The organism is Janthinobacterium rivuli, assembly GCF_009208735.1.
Taxonomy (GTDB): Bacteria; Pseudomonadota; Gammaproteobacteria; order Burkholderiales; family Burkholderiaceae_D; genus Janthinobacterium.
Map to the genome: position 1 here is coordinate 74,235 of NZ_WFLJ01000013.1, position 14,937 is coordinate 89,171.

The 14,937-nt window shown below is 58.8% G+C and carries 17 protein-coding genes; 9 read left to right on the top strand and 8 right to left on the bottom strand.

The features are described 5' to 3' along the window. Positions 1-23 precede the first annotated feature (23 nt). Together GCN78_RS18285 and GCN78_RS18295 are read left to right on the top strand one after the other, a co-directional pair. Entirely contained in the window at positions 24-446 is a 423-nt protein-coding gene (locus tag GCN78_RS18285; protein WP_152252964.1) for a hypothetical protein, read from the top strand. 813 nt (positions 447-1,259) lie between these two features. Further along, the gene (locus GCN78_RS18295; protein ID WP_152252965.1) at positions 1,260-2,033 is read left to right on the top strand and encodes a hypothetical protein; all 774 of its coding nucleotides are present in this window, start codon (positions 1,260-1,262) and stop codon (positions 2,031-2,033) included. 38 nt (positions 2,034-2,071) lie between these two features. On the opposite strand, the gene GCN78_RS29735 is transcribed toward GCN78_RS18295, so the two are convergent. Next, entirely contained in the window at positions 2,072-2,407 is a 336-nt protein-coding gene (locus GCN78_RS29735) for a hypothetical protein (RefSeq protein ID WP_226939705.1), read from the bottom strand. A gap of 62 nt (positions 2,408-2,469) precedes the next feature. Further along, positions 2,470-2,949, bottom strand: a complete 480-nt coding sequence (locus GCN78_RS29740; protein WP_226939706.1) for a transposase — start codon at positions 2,947-2,949, stop codon at positions 2,470-2,472. A 162-nt stretch (positions 2,950-3,111) separates the two neighbouring features. On the opposite strand from GCN78_RS29740, the gene GCN78_RS18305 reads away from it, so the two are divergent. Then, positions 3,112-3,480 (top strand): hypothetical protein, encoded by a 369-nt coding sequence (locus GCN78_RS18305; RefSeq protein ID WP_152252966.1) that lies wholly within the window; start codon positions 3,112-3,114, stop codon positions 3,478-3,480. Positions 3,481-3,823: 343 nt separating this feature from the next. Here the strand turns inward: GCN78_RS18305 and GCN78_RS18310 are convergent, their stop codons facing one another. The 4 genes from GCN78_RS18310 to GCN78_RS18325 form a co-directional block, all read right to left on the bottom strand. Further along, positions 3,824-4,270, bottom strand: a complete 447-nt coding sequence (locus GCN78_RS18310) for a hypothetical protein (protein WP_152252967.1) — start codon at positions 4,268-4,270, stop codon at positions 3,824-3,826. Beyond that, complete coding sequence (locus GCN78_RS18315; RefSeq protein WP_152252968.1) at positions 4,251-4,721, bottom strand: helix-turn-helix domain-containing protein; 471 nt, start codon at positions 4,719-4,721, stop codon at positions 4,251-4,253. Before GCN78_RS18315 ends, GCN78_RS18310 begins: the two co-directional genes overlap by 20 nt. Before the next feature lie 213 nt (positions 4,722-4,934). Beyond that, a complete protein-coding gene (locus tag GCN78_RS18320) occupies positions 4,935-5,936 on the bottom strand; it encodes a zinc-dependent alcohol dehydrogenase family protein (protein WP_152253054.1) in 1,002 nt (333 codons plus the stop codon). A 36-nt stretch (positions 5,937-5,972) separates the two neighbouring features. After that, positions 5,973-6,701, bottom strand: coding sequence for a lipid-binding SYLF domain-containing protein (locus tag GCN78_RS18325; RefSeq protein ID WP_152252969.1), 729 nt, complete (start codon positions 6,699-6,701; stop codon positions 5,973-5,975). 216 nt (positions 6,702-6,917) lie between these two features. On the opposite strand from GCN78_RS18325, the gene GCN78_RS18330 reads away from it, so the two are divergent. The 5 genes from GCN78_RS18330 (at position 6,918) to GCN78_RS18350 (ending at position 12,045) form a co-directional block, all read left to right on the top strand. Next, entirely contained in the window at positions 6,918-8,243 is a 1,326-nt protein-coding gene (locus GCN78_RS18330; RefSeq protein ID WP_152252970.1) for a sigma-54 interaction domain-containing protein, read from the top strand. 240 nt (positions 8,244-8,483) lie between these two features. Then, positions 8,484-8,654 (top strand): YgaP family membrane protein, encoded by a 171-nt coding sequence (locus GCN78_RS30090; protein WP_461419040.1) that lies wholly within the window; start codon positions 8,484-8,486, stop codon positions 8,652-8,654. Beyond that, positions 8,651-9,007 carry a carboxymuconolactone decarboxylase family protein gene (locus GCN78_RS18340; RefSeq protein ID WP_152252971.1) on the top strand — a complete coding sequence of 119 codons (357 nt, stop codon included), beginning with the start codon at positions 8,651-8,653 and terminating at the stop codon, positions 9,005-9,007. The genes GCN78_RS30090 and GCN78_RS18340 overlap by 4 nt, the downstream gene beginning before the upstream one ends. 183 nt (positions 9,008-9,190) lie before the next feature. Then, a complete protein-coding gene (gene phbB, locus GCN78_RS18345; RefSeq protein ID WP_152252972.1) occupies positions 9,191-9,913 on the top strand; it encodes an acetoacetyl-CoA reductase in 723 nt (240 codons plus the stop codon). A 53-nt stretch (positions 9,914-9,966) separates the two neighbouring features. Then, entirely contained in the window at positions 9,967-12,045 is a 2,079-nt protein-coding gene (locus GCN78_RS18350) for a [FeFe] hydrogenase, group A (protein WP_152252973.1), read from the top strand. A 9-nt stretch (positions 12,046-12,054) separates the two neighbouring features. Here GCN78_RS18350 and GCN78_RS18355 read toward each other — a convergent pair whose 3' ends face one another. Then, positions 12,055-13,302, bottom strand: a complete 1,248-nt coding sequence (locus GCN78_RS18355; protein ID WP_152252974.1) for a putative glycoside hydrolase — start codon at positions 13,300-13,302, stop codon at positions 12,055-12,057. Continuing rightward, positions 13,290-14,048 (bottom strand): polysaccharide deacetylase family protein, encoded by a 759-nt coding sequence (locus GCN78_RS18360; protein WP_152252975.1) that lies wholly within the window; start codon positions 14,046-14,048, stop codon positions 13,290-13,292. Before GCN78_RS18360 ends, GCN78_RS18355 begins: the two co-directional genes overlap by 13 nt. A gap of 316 nt (positions 14,049-14,364) precedes the next feature. Between GCN78_RS18360 and GCN78_RS18365 the strand changes: the two genes are divergently transcribed. Further along, complete coding sequence (locus tag GCN78_RS18365; protein WP_152252976.1) at positions 14,365-14,811, top strand: Hsp20/alpha crystallin family protein; 447 nt, start codon at positions 14,365-14,367, stop codon at positions 14,809-14,811. Positions 14,812-14,937: the final 126 nt, after the last annotated feature.

Genomic DNA, 14,937 nt, shown 5'->3' on the forward strand with positions numbered 1-14,937 from the left:
ATCCATCTGGAAATTTTATACATATGAGCATTAAAATTAAAGAAAAAATACACTTAACATTTTTTGCCATTATATTTATTGTTTTTGTTTTTTCATTTATTAAAAATAGAACTGATATAAGCGGCCATGAAAAAATGATATTCATGGAAAATGACGTCAATGAAATATTAGAAAATGGAGGCAATATTGTTAGCAGAAAACCAAGAGCGCAGAGAGATTCCGCAACGTATTTTTTAACATTCAAAGATGAGGGGTGGAGTTCAGCCTTACTGCAAAAGAACATTAATACGCTTCTTTTGTTAGGATGGGAAAAACGTCGAAATAATATTTTTTGCAAAAAAGGAGTCAAATTGGAGATCAAAGAGGGACAGAGCATGCATCAAGGACAGGGGACGAATACTATAGATCTATTTTATAGTGCAAAGACCATAAAGGAATGTCAGTGAATATTAAAACTCGTCGTGACGTTACAGTAAAAAGAGAGAGATACGCACCTATCACTTGAAATTTATGACAATGACATACAGCAATGGATCATGAGTGGTTTGATCGGTTACGCAGCAAACTTCGTCCGTCAAGGAGGGGGGGAGAACGCGAACGGCCCAGCGGTCCTGTTGGTCTGTCGAGTGCTGCGCCCTGTGCTACTCGATGTACTGACGGATAGCGGTGAGAGGCCCACCGCCGCAGTTACCGGCAAGTAGGAAGGCGATCATAGTACGCCAAAAAAAAAAGCGTCCTGCGGATGCTCGGATAGTTCTTCTTCCGAATCATGCGGCTGAAAACGCCAGTCAGGCTGTTGACCTTATTGGAAACGGGACCAAAGAGCCGGGGGGCAAGTCCGCCATTAGTACGCGATCTCAGCTTTGGCCGTCGCGATCTGCAGCAAGTTGCGCTTTATCAAATACCGATACGGCCCGACTGACTATCCTGCTTGACACGTGAAAAGCGGCGGCGATGTGGGACATGGTAAAAGCGGTTGACAGATAAGCGCGTGCCATGGCCTCATCTCTGTCGCTATGGCGCGCCCGAAACTGCTCTAATGGCAGCGTGACAGCGCGGCGCTGCGACCTTGGCGTATCTCTGGGCGTCTCGATGCGCTGTGATTACTAATGTGCTGAAATGAAGGCGTCATCGCCTAGAAGAATCGGGTGACAGGTGCGAGGCGCCTTGATGCGCAGATCAGAGCACAGGGCTTCACGCCGCTTCCACCAAAAGTGGTCGTTCCTACACGTACACCAAGACCATGATAAGAGAATTCGATGACTGAGAAAGTATTTGCAATAGGACTATATAGTTACACGACTCCAGCTCCAGGTGCTGATGGCTTGAAGGCGTTCTACGATTTAGTTACGTCAATTTTCCATCGTATCGGGATTGCACCAACATATTTTGCGGCCGAAGGTTTAGGTTACAAGGGCGATTTAACCAAAATTGGCGGAAGAGTATACACAAAGGCGCTGAAATCTGGTTTCTCTGATATTCATGTGATGTCATTGGTTGCAAATCCAGAAGGCAGCGCAGAGCCTGGTTATGACAGTTTTGCTTCGGCCTCTTTAAGTTATGTTGAAGAGATTGGTGAGACGTTGTTTTGTTTGGCAATTGAAGAGCGCTTCTTGGAGTTTGGCGGGGATATTTTTGAAAGCATTTTAATGTCGTGCATTGGTCTGAGGCACTGGGATTTTGGGTATGCTCTTTCTCAATTTATTGAACAGAAACCCGAATTCCATGTCCTGGGTCTGGACGGTGGAAAGCTGACTGCTGAGGATCGAAAGCGTTTAAATAAATGGTATGCGTCACTGCCTGAAGTACGCCTCCAAAAAATTCGAGATGTCTATCCAGTAAACGTCCTAAATGATACGCAATTAAATGCACAGGTTTCAGTTTCTCAGACCCTAGAAGATATTATTCGTGCAGATTCATTCTCTTCTTTGCGGCGGGTTGGCGATGGTCAGCTTTGGTTGTGGGAAGTCCAGCTAGGTGGTTTAGATGATCTTCGAAATATGCTTGCAACCGGCAACGTATTGATCACCTAACGCAGGGCCGGGGTCAGGTCCGCCTTTCGTACACGTTCTCAGCCTTGGCTTTCTCGATCAGCAGCAAGTTGCGCTTTATTCGCTTTATTAAATGCCGATACGGCCCGACTGACTGTCTTGATCGAGACGTGAAAAGCGGCGGCAATCTGGGACATGGTAAAAGCGGTTGAGAGATAGGCGCGTGCCATTGCCTCGTCTCTGTTGCTATAAAGGGCTTTATATTGTGCTAGTGATAGCGCGACAGCGCGGCGTTGCTGCCTTGGCGTATCTCTGAATGCTGCGGAACGCTGCGATTGCTGATGTGCCGAAACGAAGGTGTCGTCGCCCAGAAGAGTCTGATGACAGGTGTGAGTGAGCGGACTTTCCTCGCCCATCCCGCCCGCGACAAACCGGCAGTACGCTGGGATGGCCTCTTCGCGCGTAGCGCCAAACTGGCTCAGAGCCAGTCACGCGCCAACCAGCACGGAGCTGGCGCGTCGTCCAAAAAATAGCGATGGCTGCTCCAGTGCCACTCATCGGGTGACACGACCATGTGCGCCCGGACTGGATTCAAGACGATGTAGCGGGCCAATTCCAACAGGTAGTTTTCTTTCTGGACCAAGATAGCTTTATAGCGACCTTGCAATACGTGTCCTACAAGCTTGTGGTGCAGATTGAAATGCTGGGTATATAAGCCGTTCAGTTGGCGCATGCCCTGCAACAGATTCGCCTCGACCGTTTCAACGAGCAGATGATAATGATTGGTCATCTGGCAAAAGCTATGCACGACAAAATGGTGCCGCTCACATACCAACACAAGTACTTCTTGCCAGGCAAGGCGATCGGTATCGTCCCGGTAAATGGCGCCGCGCCGGTCGCTGTGCGAAGTAACGTGATAGAGGGCGCCGGCGAACTCAAGTCGTAGTGGTCGCGTCATGCGGTAGATGGTACCTGAGCTATATACATCGGCACTGAGATTGCGCAGAGGTTTGAATGTCGGAATGGCTGAGGCCGTGTCGGAATGGCGGACTTGACCCGTCTCTCGTGACCCCGTCTCTCGGAAAACGTCCTCCGTATAATCCAGTAAAACATTGATAATATGAAAATTTCTCTCAGTTTTGCAGCAAAAAACCCTCAATTTTTAAAAAAAATACGCCGCATTAGAGCGGACTTTGAAGGTTTTTTTGATGATTTCTCATTGGTGGATTTAACTAACCCAATTCATGAGTCAATATTAATTGGGGTGACTGATTCAAGAGAGGATGATTTTTTTGAAATAATTAAAAATAGAGATGGATACTTTCAAACTCTTGCAGGCTTGGGCGGCTTTAATGATGATGAAGCATTGAGGATGAAATTATTCCTCATAGTATCTAAATCAATATTGGCGTGCCCATTTTCAAATCCTGACAGGGAAAAATTTTCTATTCTTTTGAAAAAATGGGAGGGTGAAATAATGAAAAGTTGAGTTTTTCCGATGATCTAAGTGTCAAGACCCGCCTGGTTATAAACACGTTTAACAAATAATTCCGGTTTTTTTGCCTGCCATTTCTTCATTGCCTGAATCGGCGTTTCGTTGTTGGGGGGGCGGGGTCAGTGGGGGCGGGGTCAGATCCGGCATTCGTACACGATCTCAGCCTTGGCCGTCTCGATCTGCAGCAAGTTGCGCTTTATGAAATGCCGATACGGCCCGGCTGACTGTCCTGCTTGAGACGTGAAAAGCGGTGGCGATGTGGGACATGGTAAAAGCGGTAGGCAGATAAGCGCGTCCCATTGTTCGTCTCTGTCGCTATAGCGGACCTGATATTGCGTCAATGACAGGGTGACAGCGTGGCGCTGAGGATCGGCGTATCCTTAAGTTTATCGGAGCGCTTCGATTGCAGCTGTGCTGAAATGAAGGCGTTCTCGCCCAGAAGAATCGGATGACAGGTGTGAGCAAGCGGACTGGTGTCTTTCATCTCGGTCGCGACAAACAGGCAGTAGCGGATTTTGCAGGTGAGGGTATTTTTGAGGGTATCGGTACCTGAATGGTTTGGAAAACACTGAAAAATCAAGCGCTTAGCCAGCTCGTTGACAATTGAATGGGAGTGAGGAGCTCGCTTTAAGCGATTGATTTTAAAGTGAAAAATATATGGCCGTTGATAATTCAAAAAATTATCAATGGCCATTTTTTTGATGCGCGTCCAGTTGGACCATCGCGCCAAGGAAATGCGTGCATTGACGGCTGCATCACTCCATCTAGCGCGACTTTTCGGCACGGTAGTGATCCGGCTCTTTCTCGCTCTTGCTTGCGGACTCGGCGCAATCCACGGATTTTTTTTGGATGGCTTCGAGGCCTTGACGCGCGAGGTCCAGCAGCGCTATTTCTACGGTGCTGCCATTTTGCATGGCCAGGCGCTTCACGGCGAAGGCAAGCGCGGGGGGAAGCTCCAGGAATTTCAGTATCATCGCCGCTCCGGCCGGCACTGGCGGGTCGATTTGCGCGCCTCTTGCGATGGGCAACGTTCCGTGCACAAGCCAGGCGGTGCTGACGCCGAGGGCCGCGGCAATTCTATCTGCCGCTTCCGGCCGTGGTTTGGCCTTTCCTGATTCGTAGCGATACAGTTGCGTCGGGTTGATGCCCGCCAGTTCGGCAAGCAGCACTTGTGAGATACAAAGATTGTCGCGGCAATTCTTGATCCGCTCAGAAACATGGGTGTCGCCAGACATACATTTTACCTTTCAATGTACAACGTTCTTGAATCAGCGGCGCATGACGCGCCTGCCGTCGCAATGATGAACGCCACGAGCGCGCTTTGCCAGCGACAGCCTGGTCACCAGTATGGATTTTACTGCCCTGGCGCTGCATCGCGGCATCCCCTTGTTTTGCATTCCTTCCGCTCAGCCTGGATCGATGGCAGCGGCCAGGCTGGCGATGATGGCTCAGGGCCTGAGGCTGGGTACCAGGACGGCGGCGCCGTCAAAGCGCCCGGCGCGCAAGTCCGCCAGCGCAGCATTGGCCTGAAACAGTGGATAGGCCAATGGCGAGGTCTTCAGGTTGAAACGCTCCGCCAGCGCCATGAACGCCATGCCGTCGGCGCGGGTCAGGTTGGCGACCGAGCGCACGCCGCGCTCTCCCCACAGCAGGGAATAGGGCATGGCGGGCAAATCGCTCATGTGGATGCCGGCGCAGACGACCGTGGCCCCTTTGGCGCAGGCGGCCAGCGCCAGTGGCACCAAAGCGCCATCCGGCGCGAACAGGATGGCCGCATCCAGCGCGACCGGGGCCGGCCCTGTCGATGCGCCCGCCCACGTGGCCCCCAGGGAACGGGCGAAATCCTGCGTGCGGGTGTCGCCATCGCGCGTAAAAGCATAGACTTCGCGCCCTTGCGCTATCGCCAGTTGCGCCACGATGTGTCCGGCAGCACCGAAGCCGTAGATGCCGAGCCGGCGCGCCGTACCCGTCATGGCATAGGCACGGTAGCCTATGAGTCCTGCGCACAGCAACGGCGCCGCGTGCACGTCGTCATGGCTATTGGGCAGCGGCAGGCAGTAGCGGGCGTCGGCCAACGCGTACTCGGCATAGCCTCCATCGCGGTCGTAGCCGGTAAAGCGGGCGGCATCGCACAGATTTTCGCGGCCGGAGCAACAATATACGCAGGCGCCACAACTGCCTGCCAGCCACGGCACGCCGACGCGCGCGCCGATCCGCAGATTGCTTACTTGGGCGCCGATGGCAACGACCGCGCCGACAATTTCGTGTCCTGGCACGACTGGCATGCGGTGCGCGGGCAGTTCTCCATCGAGCTGGTGCAGATCCGTGCGGCAAACGCCGCAAGCGAGCACGCGCAGGAGCACATCCTGCCCCATTGGTGCCGGTACCGGGCGCTCCAGTGCTTGCAACTGTGCGCCAGGTCCGCCGTGTTCCAGCACCATGGCCCGCATGGCAACTCCTTCCATTCGATCTCGTGCATGGTGGGCCTATTTCAGCGTGGCCGACGCTTCGCTCAGTGCTTGCTGCAAGGGGAGGGCGTGCGGATCGTCAATGTTTCCCGCAGCAAAATCCTTGGGCGACAAGGCGCGTCCGTAAAAGGCATCGGTCAGATGCTGGTTGAAGCGGATGTCGCTCAGTCCCACAGCCACGACATCGCCGAACAGGCCTTTTGTCCCACTCCAGGCCACGACGTCGCCGATGCCAACCGTGCCTTGCGCCATTTTCGACCAATTCACCACGGTCAGCCCCGCTGCGGCATTGAGGGAAAAGTTATTTTTCTTCATGACTGCGTTGACGGCCTTATCATTGTTCAAGAGCATCACGATGGGGCCGCCTTCGGCGCCGGCCTGCAAACCCAGCGTCAAGCCGCCCAGGTTGTAGAAGGCGGGTCCGCTCCAGTTGCCGTCGGAGCGCCTGACGAGCAGCAGTGCACCTCCCCCTTGAACACCCACCCCCAGGGCAGCGCGGCCGTACGAGGGAACAATCAGCATGCCCTTGGCTTGTTGCAGCAAGGGCTGCATGCGCGCATCGGCCTGCAGTTGGTGCACCACAGGAATGGCGGCTTCAACGCGCTTGCTGGCGCTGGCCATCGCCTTGCTGGCGAGATCGGGCGCGCTGCTCTGGCGGCCATTGCTTTGCGCCACAGCAACCCCCGACGCCAGCAGCATGAACAAGCCGGCAGTGGTTGCTTGGCGACATAGGTTCGCGATAGACATGGCAGTTCCTTCCGTAAGGGGTGCAGGTTTTTGCTCGCGATGTGAGCGTATCTCATGCTAGCGCCGCTTGCCTGCCATTGACCATGATCTACATCACTGTTCTGGATCGCGCCATGCCGCGCGCCTGTTTTGCCAGGCATGCCATCCTGACAGTGGCAGTGCCTCTTGACGCACTGGCAGTCCTGCGACAGTATGGCTGCACAACAAGGAGCCAGCATGCCAACGCCACCGCTCACCCGCATCGAGCCATCCTCCAGCGCGCCCATGGTGCAAACCTTGATCTCGTTTCTCGAACACGAGGTCCAGCCGATGATCGTGCTCGACCCCGATTACACGATTCTGGCCGCGAACGTCGCCTACCAGCGGCAATTTGGCAGCATCGGCCAGCCGGTGACTGGTCACAAGTGCTACCGCATCTCGCATCACTACGATGCCCCTTGTGACCAGGCCGGTGAACATTGCCCCATGAAGAAGGCGCGGGAATTGCGTGGACCCGACCGCGTGCTGCACATCCACCATACGCCGCGGGGCCCCGAGCACGTCGCCGTCGAACTGCGTCCGATCTTCGATGCCGGCGGCACCATTACCGCGTATGTCGAGCGGCTGGAAGTGGTGCGCAGCGCTTCGGCCAAGCCGAGCGAGGAAGGGCTCGTCGGGCGTTCCGCCCCATTTACCCGGGTGCTGGAGGCGTTGCAGCGGGTGGCGCCCTCGATGCTGCCGGTGCTGCTGCTGGGCGAGTCCGGCACGGGCAAGGAACTGTTTGCGCGTGCCGTACATGAAAACAGCGCGCGTGCCACAGGACCGTTCGTCGTCGTCGATTGCTCCGGACTGACCGAAACGCTGTTTGAAAGCGAATTGTTCGGACATGAAAAGGGCGCTTTCACGGGCGCGACCTCGCGCAAGCCGGGGCTGGTCGATACGGCGCAAGGGGGTACCTTGTTTCTCGACGAAATAGGCGACGTGCCCCTTTCCATGCAAGTCAAGCTGCTGCGCCTGATCGAGTCGGGTACTTACCGGCGTGTGGGCAGTGTCGAGACCCAGCATGCCAATTTCCGCCTGGTCGCCGCGACCCACAAATCGCTGGAACACATGATGGCGCGGGGCGAATTCCGGCAGGACTTGTATTACCGCATCAGTGCCTTCCCCATCGCTTTGCCGCCGCTGCGCGACCGGCCCGACGACATCGGCTTGCTGGTGCAGTCATTTCTGCGCCGCGCCGGCGCGGGCAAGCGTACGCTGACGATAGACGCCGAAGCCATGGCGCAGCTGCGGCGGCGCCCATGGCCGGGCAATATCCGCGAACTGCGCAATGTGCTGGAAAGGGCCAGCCTGTTCGCCGATGATGGCGTGATCCGCGTCGAGCAGCTGCTGGCGGCGCCGGTGGCGCAGGGCGCCGCGCCAGACATGCCGCCGCGCGGCGCCAGCATCCCGCTGGCCGAGCTGCACGCCACCTTCGGCGGCACGCGCAAGGAACTCGCGGCGCACCTTGGCCTCAGCGAGCGCACCTTGTACCGCCGCCTGAAAGCGCTGGGTATCGCCTAGCACCTGGCCGGACGGTCGTGGCCTGGTGCCACTGCCATGTCTGTCAGCATGGCAGTGCCGCCGGTCGAATGGCAGCGTGCTGCTGCCTGTCGCGTCGTCCCAAGTCCCTGTTTTCTCTCCAATCCTCACTTTGTATAACGCTGGCATGAAATATGCACGGATAGAGCTTGACGCGTACCGGGAACGAGGGCGTGCGTCTCCTGTCGTCATCGCGACGATTAACCATTAAGGAGCAAGACCATGAACGCGAACGTCGGCAATATCGATCGTGCCATCCGGATACTGCTGGGGCTGGCTGGGGGTGATTCCCCTGGCGACAGGCATTTTCCGCTTCTGTTCCGCGTATCTGCCGTTTGGCATCCGTACCTGTGCGGTGAAAAAATGAAACAGGCAAGGGAGGCGCACACATGAGCATGCAATCTGGCGGCTATCGCGCACTGACGCAGTCGGTATCGCAACAACTGGCGACCCTGCGCGCCGATATTCCCGACGTGATGAAAGGCTTTGGCGATCTGGCGCGCGCGGCAACGCGCGACGGTGCGCTGGACAGGAAAACCAAGGAGTTTATCGCGCTGGCCCTGGGCATCGCGGCCCATTGCGATGCCTGCATAGGATTTCATGTGCAGGCCCTCGTCAAGCTGGGCGCCACCCGGGCCGAATTCGAAGAGACCTTGGGCATGGCCATCTACATGGGCGGCGGGCCGTCGGCGATGTATTGCGCCAATGCGCTGGCGGCATTCGAGGAATTCTCGGCTCCGGCATGAGCCGCATGCCGTCAAACGGCGATGTGTCAAATTAATCTGGCAGGGATTGATCTATGTCATACCGGACCAGTGACGTGACTGCCCGCAGTCACGTACATTGGATGGACGTCCTCGCGCTTGCCGCTGCGAGCCGACCGAAGCTGGCGCAAAATCGTTCGGATTGCCTTGATGGGAGTCGTCTTCATGCAACGAATCGCACTCGTTACCGGTGGTACCCGAGGCCTGGGCAAGGCCATCTCCCTCGCCTTGCAGGCGGGTGGCCACAGGGTCGCCGCCATCTACCACAGCAATGCGGATGCCGCCGGCGCATTTTCCGAGACGACATCGATTCCCGTATTCCGCTGGGATGTCAGCGATTTCGACGCCTGTCGCGATGGTATCGCCACGGTGGAACAGCAACTGGGGCCCATCGATATCCTGATCAACAATGCCGGCATCACCAGCGATGCCTTATTGCACCGCATGGACCCGGATCAGTGGTGGCAGGTCATCAATACCAATCTCGGCTCGATGTTCAATATGTGCCGCCATGTCATGGAGGGCATGCGGGCGCGCGAGTTCGGCCGTATCGTCAATATCAGCTCCGTCAATGGCGAGAAGGGCCAGCTTGGCCAGGCCAACTACGCCGCCGCCAAGGCCGGTATTCTCGGCTTTACGCGGGCGCTGGCGCTGGAGGGGGCGCGCAAGCAGATCACGGTCAACGCGGTCGCTCCCGGCTATTGCGATACCGAGATGGTGGCCGAGGTCGCCCCCGAGGTCCTGCAAAAAATCATCGCCGGCATCCCCGTTGGCCGGCTCGGCACGCCTGAGGATATCGCGCGCCTGGTGGCGTTCCTGGCCGACGACGCCAGCGGCTTCATCACGGGGGCAACCTTTGATGTCAATGGCGGGCAATATATGGGCTAGCATTGCTTGCCGCCGAGCAAGTGCGTGGCCGCGGTACGCCGGGAGTGATACACATGATCTCGTTGACGGTCAATGGGCGGGCTGTCGATGTCGAGGAAGGTTCCACCTACCTTGATGCCGCGAGGCAAGCTGGCGTGCATATCCCCACGCTTTGCTACTATCCGCGCTTGCCGACCCATGCCGTGTGCCGCATGTGCCTCGTGCATGTGGCCGGCCAGCCCCACATGCAGCCGGCCTGCATCACGCTGGCAAAAGCCGGGGACGTGGTCGAGACGGCATCGAGCGACCTGCAAGCATTTCGCGCGATGGATGCGCAATGGCTGCTGGCGCGCCATCCGAACGACTGCCTGCGCTGCGAAGTCAACGGCTCTTGCCGCTTGCAAAGCCTGATCAGCGAAAATCAATGGGAAGAGCGCTGGGAAAAGCTGCCGCGCGGCTCGGTGGCGCATCCCGAACACCGCTTGACGGATCATACCTCGCCGAGCATCTGGCGCGACCTGTCCAAATGCATCGAATGCGGCCTGTGCGTGGAAGCGTGCGGCGCATCGGGACAGCAGCAATACGTGATCGGCTTCGCCGAACGCGGCTCGGGACGCTTGCCGGTGACTGTCTTTGACCATACCCTGGCCAACACCCAGTGCATTTCTTGCGGTCAATGTACGCTGGTTTGTCCTGTCGGCGCGCTGGTCGAGACGCCGCACTGGCACGCGGTGCTGCATACGCTGGATGAGCACAGGCGTGTGTCCGTGGTGCAAGTGGCGCCGGCCACGCGCGTTGCCATCGGCGAAGAATTCGGCATGCAGGCCGGCACGGTCAGTACGGGAAAAATGATCAATGCCTTGCGGCAACTCGGTTTTGACTACGTGTTCGACACCAATTTCGGCGCCGACCTGACGATCATGGAAGAAGCGGGCGAGTTGCTGGCGCGCATAGGAGGGCAGGCAGGAAACGCGCAGCCCTTGCCCTTGTTCACTTCCTGCTGCCCGGGATGGGTGAACTGGGTGGAAATCAACCGGCCTGACCTGCTGCCGCATCTGAGCACGACCAAGTCGCCGCAGCAGATGCATGGCGCGCTGACGAAGCGCAGCGCCTTCGCGCGTTCGCTCGGCCCTGCCTTTGCCGAGGGCAGGGCGGAACCCTACGTGGTCAGCGTCATGCCGTGCACGGCCAAGAAGGACGAGGCGGTCCGGCCCGGCTTGTCCGGCGACGTCGACCACGTCCTGACCACGCGGGAGCTGGCCCGGATGATCAAGTCGCGCGGCATCGCCTTCCATGCGCTGGCGGACGATGGCGCGTTCGACGATCCCCTGGGGGAAAGCACGGGCGCCGCACAGATCTTCGCCGCGTCGGGCGGCGTGATGGAGGCCATGTTGCGCACCGCCGTCCACTTGCTTGGCAGGCAGGACGCGCTGGCGCTGGAGTGGCAGCCATTGCGCGGCATCGGCCAGGGGATCAAGACGGCGCAGATCGCCGGTTTGGGCACGGTCGCCATTTGCAATGGCATCGCCGCGGCACAGCATATGCTGGAGACGGACGCATGGCGCGATCAATTCGTCGCCATCGAGGTCATGGCCTGCGTCGGCGGCTGCCTGGGCGGCGGTGGCGAGCCCAAATCGATGGATCCCCTGGTGCTGGACAAGCGCATGCGGGCGATCTACGAACTCGACAAGCAGGCGGTGCGGCACAGTGCGCATGAAAACCGGGCCGTGCAAACCTGGTACGCCACGGAAATGCAGGAAGCCAATGCGGTCCAGGCGCGCGTGCTGCTGCACACAAGCTATGCGGCGCGCAATTCCAGGCGCCTGCTGCTGATGCAATTTCTCGATTGCGTGGACCGGCGCGACGGTGCGGGGGCGGCGACCTTGCTGCATCCCGATGCATCGTGGTCGACGGCGTCGCCGTTCGGCGACGTGCACGGCGCCACAGCGATCCAGGCGCTGATCGATACCCGGTTGCCAGCACGCGAGTATGGGCCGGCGTTCGCGCGGCACAGGATGGTATCGGCTGCCGACATGGACGACCTTGCCGTCATCACGCCGACGGGGGAATTGTGCCGCTTCAGCGTGGCGCTCGACAGCAGCCGGTCGCCGATGCTGATCAGCAGGCTGGTGCGCACGATACTGCCAGGATAGCGTGTGTCGCTAGCGCGAATGCAATCCATCGGCGCTGTAGGTGTTGCGCGGGTTCCAGAGCATCCAGCCATTGCTGCCGGCCGATTCGGCAGCATCGATCTGTGCCCTGATCTCCGCCGTGCCGAACACGCGTTTGTCAAAGGCATAGTCGCGGAAGGCTTGCAGCCACGGGCGGAACCGCAAGGGGGAAATGCGGGTGCGCGCGATGGCATGGCGCAAGGTCAGGTAGACGATCTCGCCTGGATGCGCGACGGGGTTGGGATAGCCGGGAATGCCGAACTGATAACCGGACGGGTACAGCATCGGTGCGAGGTAGTCGACGACGCCGGCCAGGCTCGTCAATTCCTGGCCTATATTGGTGTCGTTCTTGTTCCATGCGACATAGCCGAAGATGTCGGCCGACAGAAAGACATTGTAGCGCACCAGGCGCTTGCGGGCCGCGTCGAGGAAGCCCGTAATGGCTTCGACCCGCGCCGCTTCCGTGCTTGGCATGGCAAATTGCAGCTTGTCGGCATCCGGGAAGCGGACATAATCAAATTGCACTTCATCAAACCCCATGTCGGCCGCTTCTTCCGCCAGATCGATAAGATAGGTCCAGGCGCCCTGGCAGAAAGGATCGAGCCACGACAGCTGCTCCCTGTCGTGAAATGGCTGGCCCCGCGCATCCTTGACGCGCCATTCCGGATGGGCAGCGGCCGACAGTGCGTCCTTGAACGCCACGATGCGGGCGATCAGATAGATGCCTTTTGCCTTCAGCTGCGTCACCATGGCGCGCATGTCGTGCACGGTGGTAACGCTGCGCGCGCCGCAACGGCTTGCCTCCAGCACACGCGTCGGATAGGGAACCAGGCCGCGATCGCTCTTCAGGTCGATGACCAGGGCATTGAGCTCGGTTGTGTCGAGCAGCGCCAGGGCCGCTTCGCGCAAGCGCTTGTCGCCGATGCCATAGGCGGACAGATAGAGGGCCTTAGGTCGCAGGGCGTGCAGGCCGATTGCCTGCGCCGTCGCGCTGGCCGGCACGACGGGGATGCTCGCGCGCGCATAGCCGATGGCCCTGGCCAGCAGGCGCGGCGACGACACGGGAAGAGCGTAGTGCCCGTTCGCATCGCTGGTGGCTTGCGCATGTCCGGACGAGACGATGGCGCCCGCGATCGGCTGGCCCGTCGCCGCATCTATGACCCGGCCTTCCAGCGCCAGCGCGAGGGCGGGCCATGCAAGGCAGCATATCCACGCAAGGCGGCGCCTCATCGAGTACATGCAGGTCCCCTGGCGATGCGCGCCAGCAATGCTGGCACTCCCACCGCATCGACCACCATGTGACGCGGCAGTGCGTACGGCGGGTCCTTGCCCGAGGCATTGCGATTGCCCAGCGCAAACGCCGCCGTGTAGCCACTATCTTGCGCCGCACGGCGCAGCGCCTCGTCGGAAATGCCATATGGCCAGGCAAGCAATGTCACGTCGATACCGAGGCGTTCTTGCAGCACGGTGCGGGGGCGTGTCAGCTGGAATTGGACGAAGCGGGCATAGGCGTCGGTTGTCAGGCGCCTGCGTTCCACGCGGAAATCAGGATGCCAGTAGGTGTGCGCACCGATCGATACCAGTTTGCTCGCCGTCATGCTGCGTAATTGCGCCCAGGTCAAGGCATAGGGCGCGTTGCCGATGGCGGACGGATAAATGAACAAGGTGACCGGCACGTTCAGGCGCATGATGGCCGGGAACAGCGCGGAGAACACGGAGCGGTGGCCGTCGTCGACAGTGATGGCGACCAGCTTGCCCGCCAGCCCATGGCCCGGGGAGAGTGACGCCAGCAGGTCGGCCACGGGCACGATGCGGTAGCCATGCGCGCGCAATTGCGTCATCTGTTGGACGAACACTGCCGTGGTCGTGGTCATGCTGTCAGCGGCCGTGTCGCCGAACCGGTGATAGACGAGAATGCTGCAGCTGTCAGTCGCGGTGGCCATGCCGGAAGCCAGCAGCGATGCGGCGAAAAAGTTGGCAAGCACGACATTTCCTGCAGAGTAAGACGACAGTCCAGTCTAGCCATTCGCGGCGCCTGGCTCACTGACGTCAATCATGGTCTTGCGGAGCGAATCGTGGTAGGGGGACGTATGCTTGCGGCACTGATGTCACGGCTGGCGGCGAGGTGCCGGACACCGGCCCGGACATTTTTTCACGGCATTACTCGGCAGGGGCACTGTTCCCGGGTAGCACAATGATCCACGCGCCGTTTGATGTGCATCATTCATTTCTCAGTGCCGGATCAATATCATGGCTGCATGCATCCATCCGGGTGCCAGCAACGAGGGAGGGAACACCATCATGGCTAACCATCTGACCCGATTTGACCCATTTTCCGAGATTGCGCGCTTTGAACCGCTCAATGGCATCGAGGACTGGTTCCGCGACTTCCAGCTACGGCCTGCGCTGCGCGACTGGAACGTGGAGCCGCGCATCAAGATCGACGTATCGGAAACGGACGCGGCGTACACCGTCAAGGCGGAGATTCCCGGCGTGAAAAAAGAGGACATCAAGGTCGAGGTCGAGGGCGGTGTCGTCTCGATTGCGGCCGAACTGAAACACGAGAGCGAAGTGAAGGTCGGCAAGCTGCTGCGTACGGAGCGCACCTACGGCGAACAGCGCCGCAGTTTTACGCTGGCACATGATATCGACGATGCTAAGGTGGTCGCCAGTTATGCGGAAGGCGTACTCACCCTGAATTTGCCGAAAAAGAGCGGCAAGGCGAGCAAACACATTGCCATCAGCTAGTGTCGCGGTATGGCTGGTGCCGGGCTGTCCTGGCCTGCATGCCAGCGCGCACGCCTGTTGCCAAGGTGCCTGCGGCTAGCTGTCGGGCGTCGCGCGCGACGCCGGGCCTCACCTTTGCCGCGTAGC

Excerpts from the sequence above, each read along its gene's own strand:
- GCN78_RS18320 (WP_152253054.1), bottom strand. The coding sequence starts at position 5,936 with ATGCGGGCCATGGTGCTGGAACACGGCGGACCTGGCGCACAGTTGCAA.
- GCN78_RS18355 (WP_152252974.1), bottom strand. The coding sequence starts at position 13,302 with ATGTACTCGATGAGGCGCCGCCTTGCGTGGATATGCTGCCTTGCATGG.
- GCN78_RS18340 (WP_152252971.1), top strand. The coding sequence starts at position 8,651 with ATGAGCATGCAATCTGGCGGCTATCGCGCACTGACGCAGTCGGTATCG.
- GCN78_RS18365 (WP_152252976.1), top strand. The coding sequence starts at position 14,365 with ATGGCTAACCATCTGACCCGATTTGACCCATTTTCCGAGATTGCGCGC.
- GCN78_RS18305 (WP_152252966.1), top strand. The coding sequence starts at position 3,112 with ATGAAAATTTCTCTCAGTTTTGCAGCAAAAAACCCTCAATTTTTAAAA.
- GCN78_RS30090 (WP_461419040.1), top strand. The coding sequence starts at position 8,484 with ATGAACGCGAACGTCGGCAATATCGATCGTGCCATCCGGATACTGCTG.
- GCN78_RS29735 (WP_226939705.1), bottom strand. The coding sequence starts at position 2,407 with ATGGGCGAGGAAAGTCCGCTCACTCACACCTGTCATCAGACTCTTCTG.
- GCN78_RS18295 (WP_152252965.1), top strand. The coding sequence starts at position 1,260 with ATGACTGAGAAAGTATTTGCAATAGGACTATATAGTTACACGACTCCA.
- GCN78_RS18325 (WP_152252969.1), bottom strand. The coding sequence starts at position 6,701 with ATGTCTATCGCGAACCTATGTCGCCAAGCAACCACTGCCGGCTTGTTC.
- GCN78_RS18285 (WP_152252964.1), top strand. The coding sequence starts at position 24 with ATGAGCATTAAAATTAAAGAAAAAATACACTTAACATTTTTTGCCATT.
- phbB (WP_152252972.1), top strand. The coding sequence starts at position 9,191 with ATGCAACGAATCGCACTCGTTACCGGTGGTACCCGAGGCCTGGGCAAG.
- GCN78_RS18350 (WP_152252973.1), top strand. The coding sequence starts at position 9,967 with ATGATCTCGTTGACGGTCAATGGGCGGGCTGTCGATGTCGAGGAAGGT.
- GCN78_RS18315 (WP_152252968.1), bottom strand. The coding sequence starts at position 4,721 with ATGTCTGGCGACACCCATGTTTCTGAGCGGATCAAGAATTGCCGCGAC.
- GCN78_RS29740 (WP_226939706.1), bottom strand. The coding sequence starts at position 2,949 with ATGACGCGACCACTACGACTTGAGTTCGCCGGCGCCCTCTATCACGTT.
- GCN78_RS18330 (WP_152252970.1), top strand. The coding sequence starts at position 6,918 with ATGCCAACGCCACCGCTCACCCGCATCGAGCCATCCTCCAGCGCGCCC.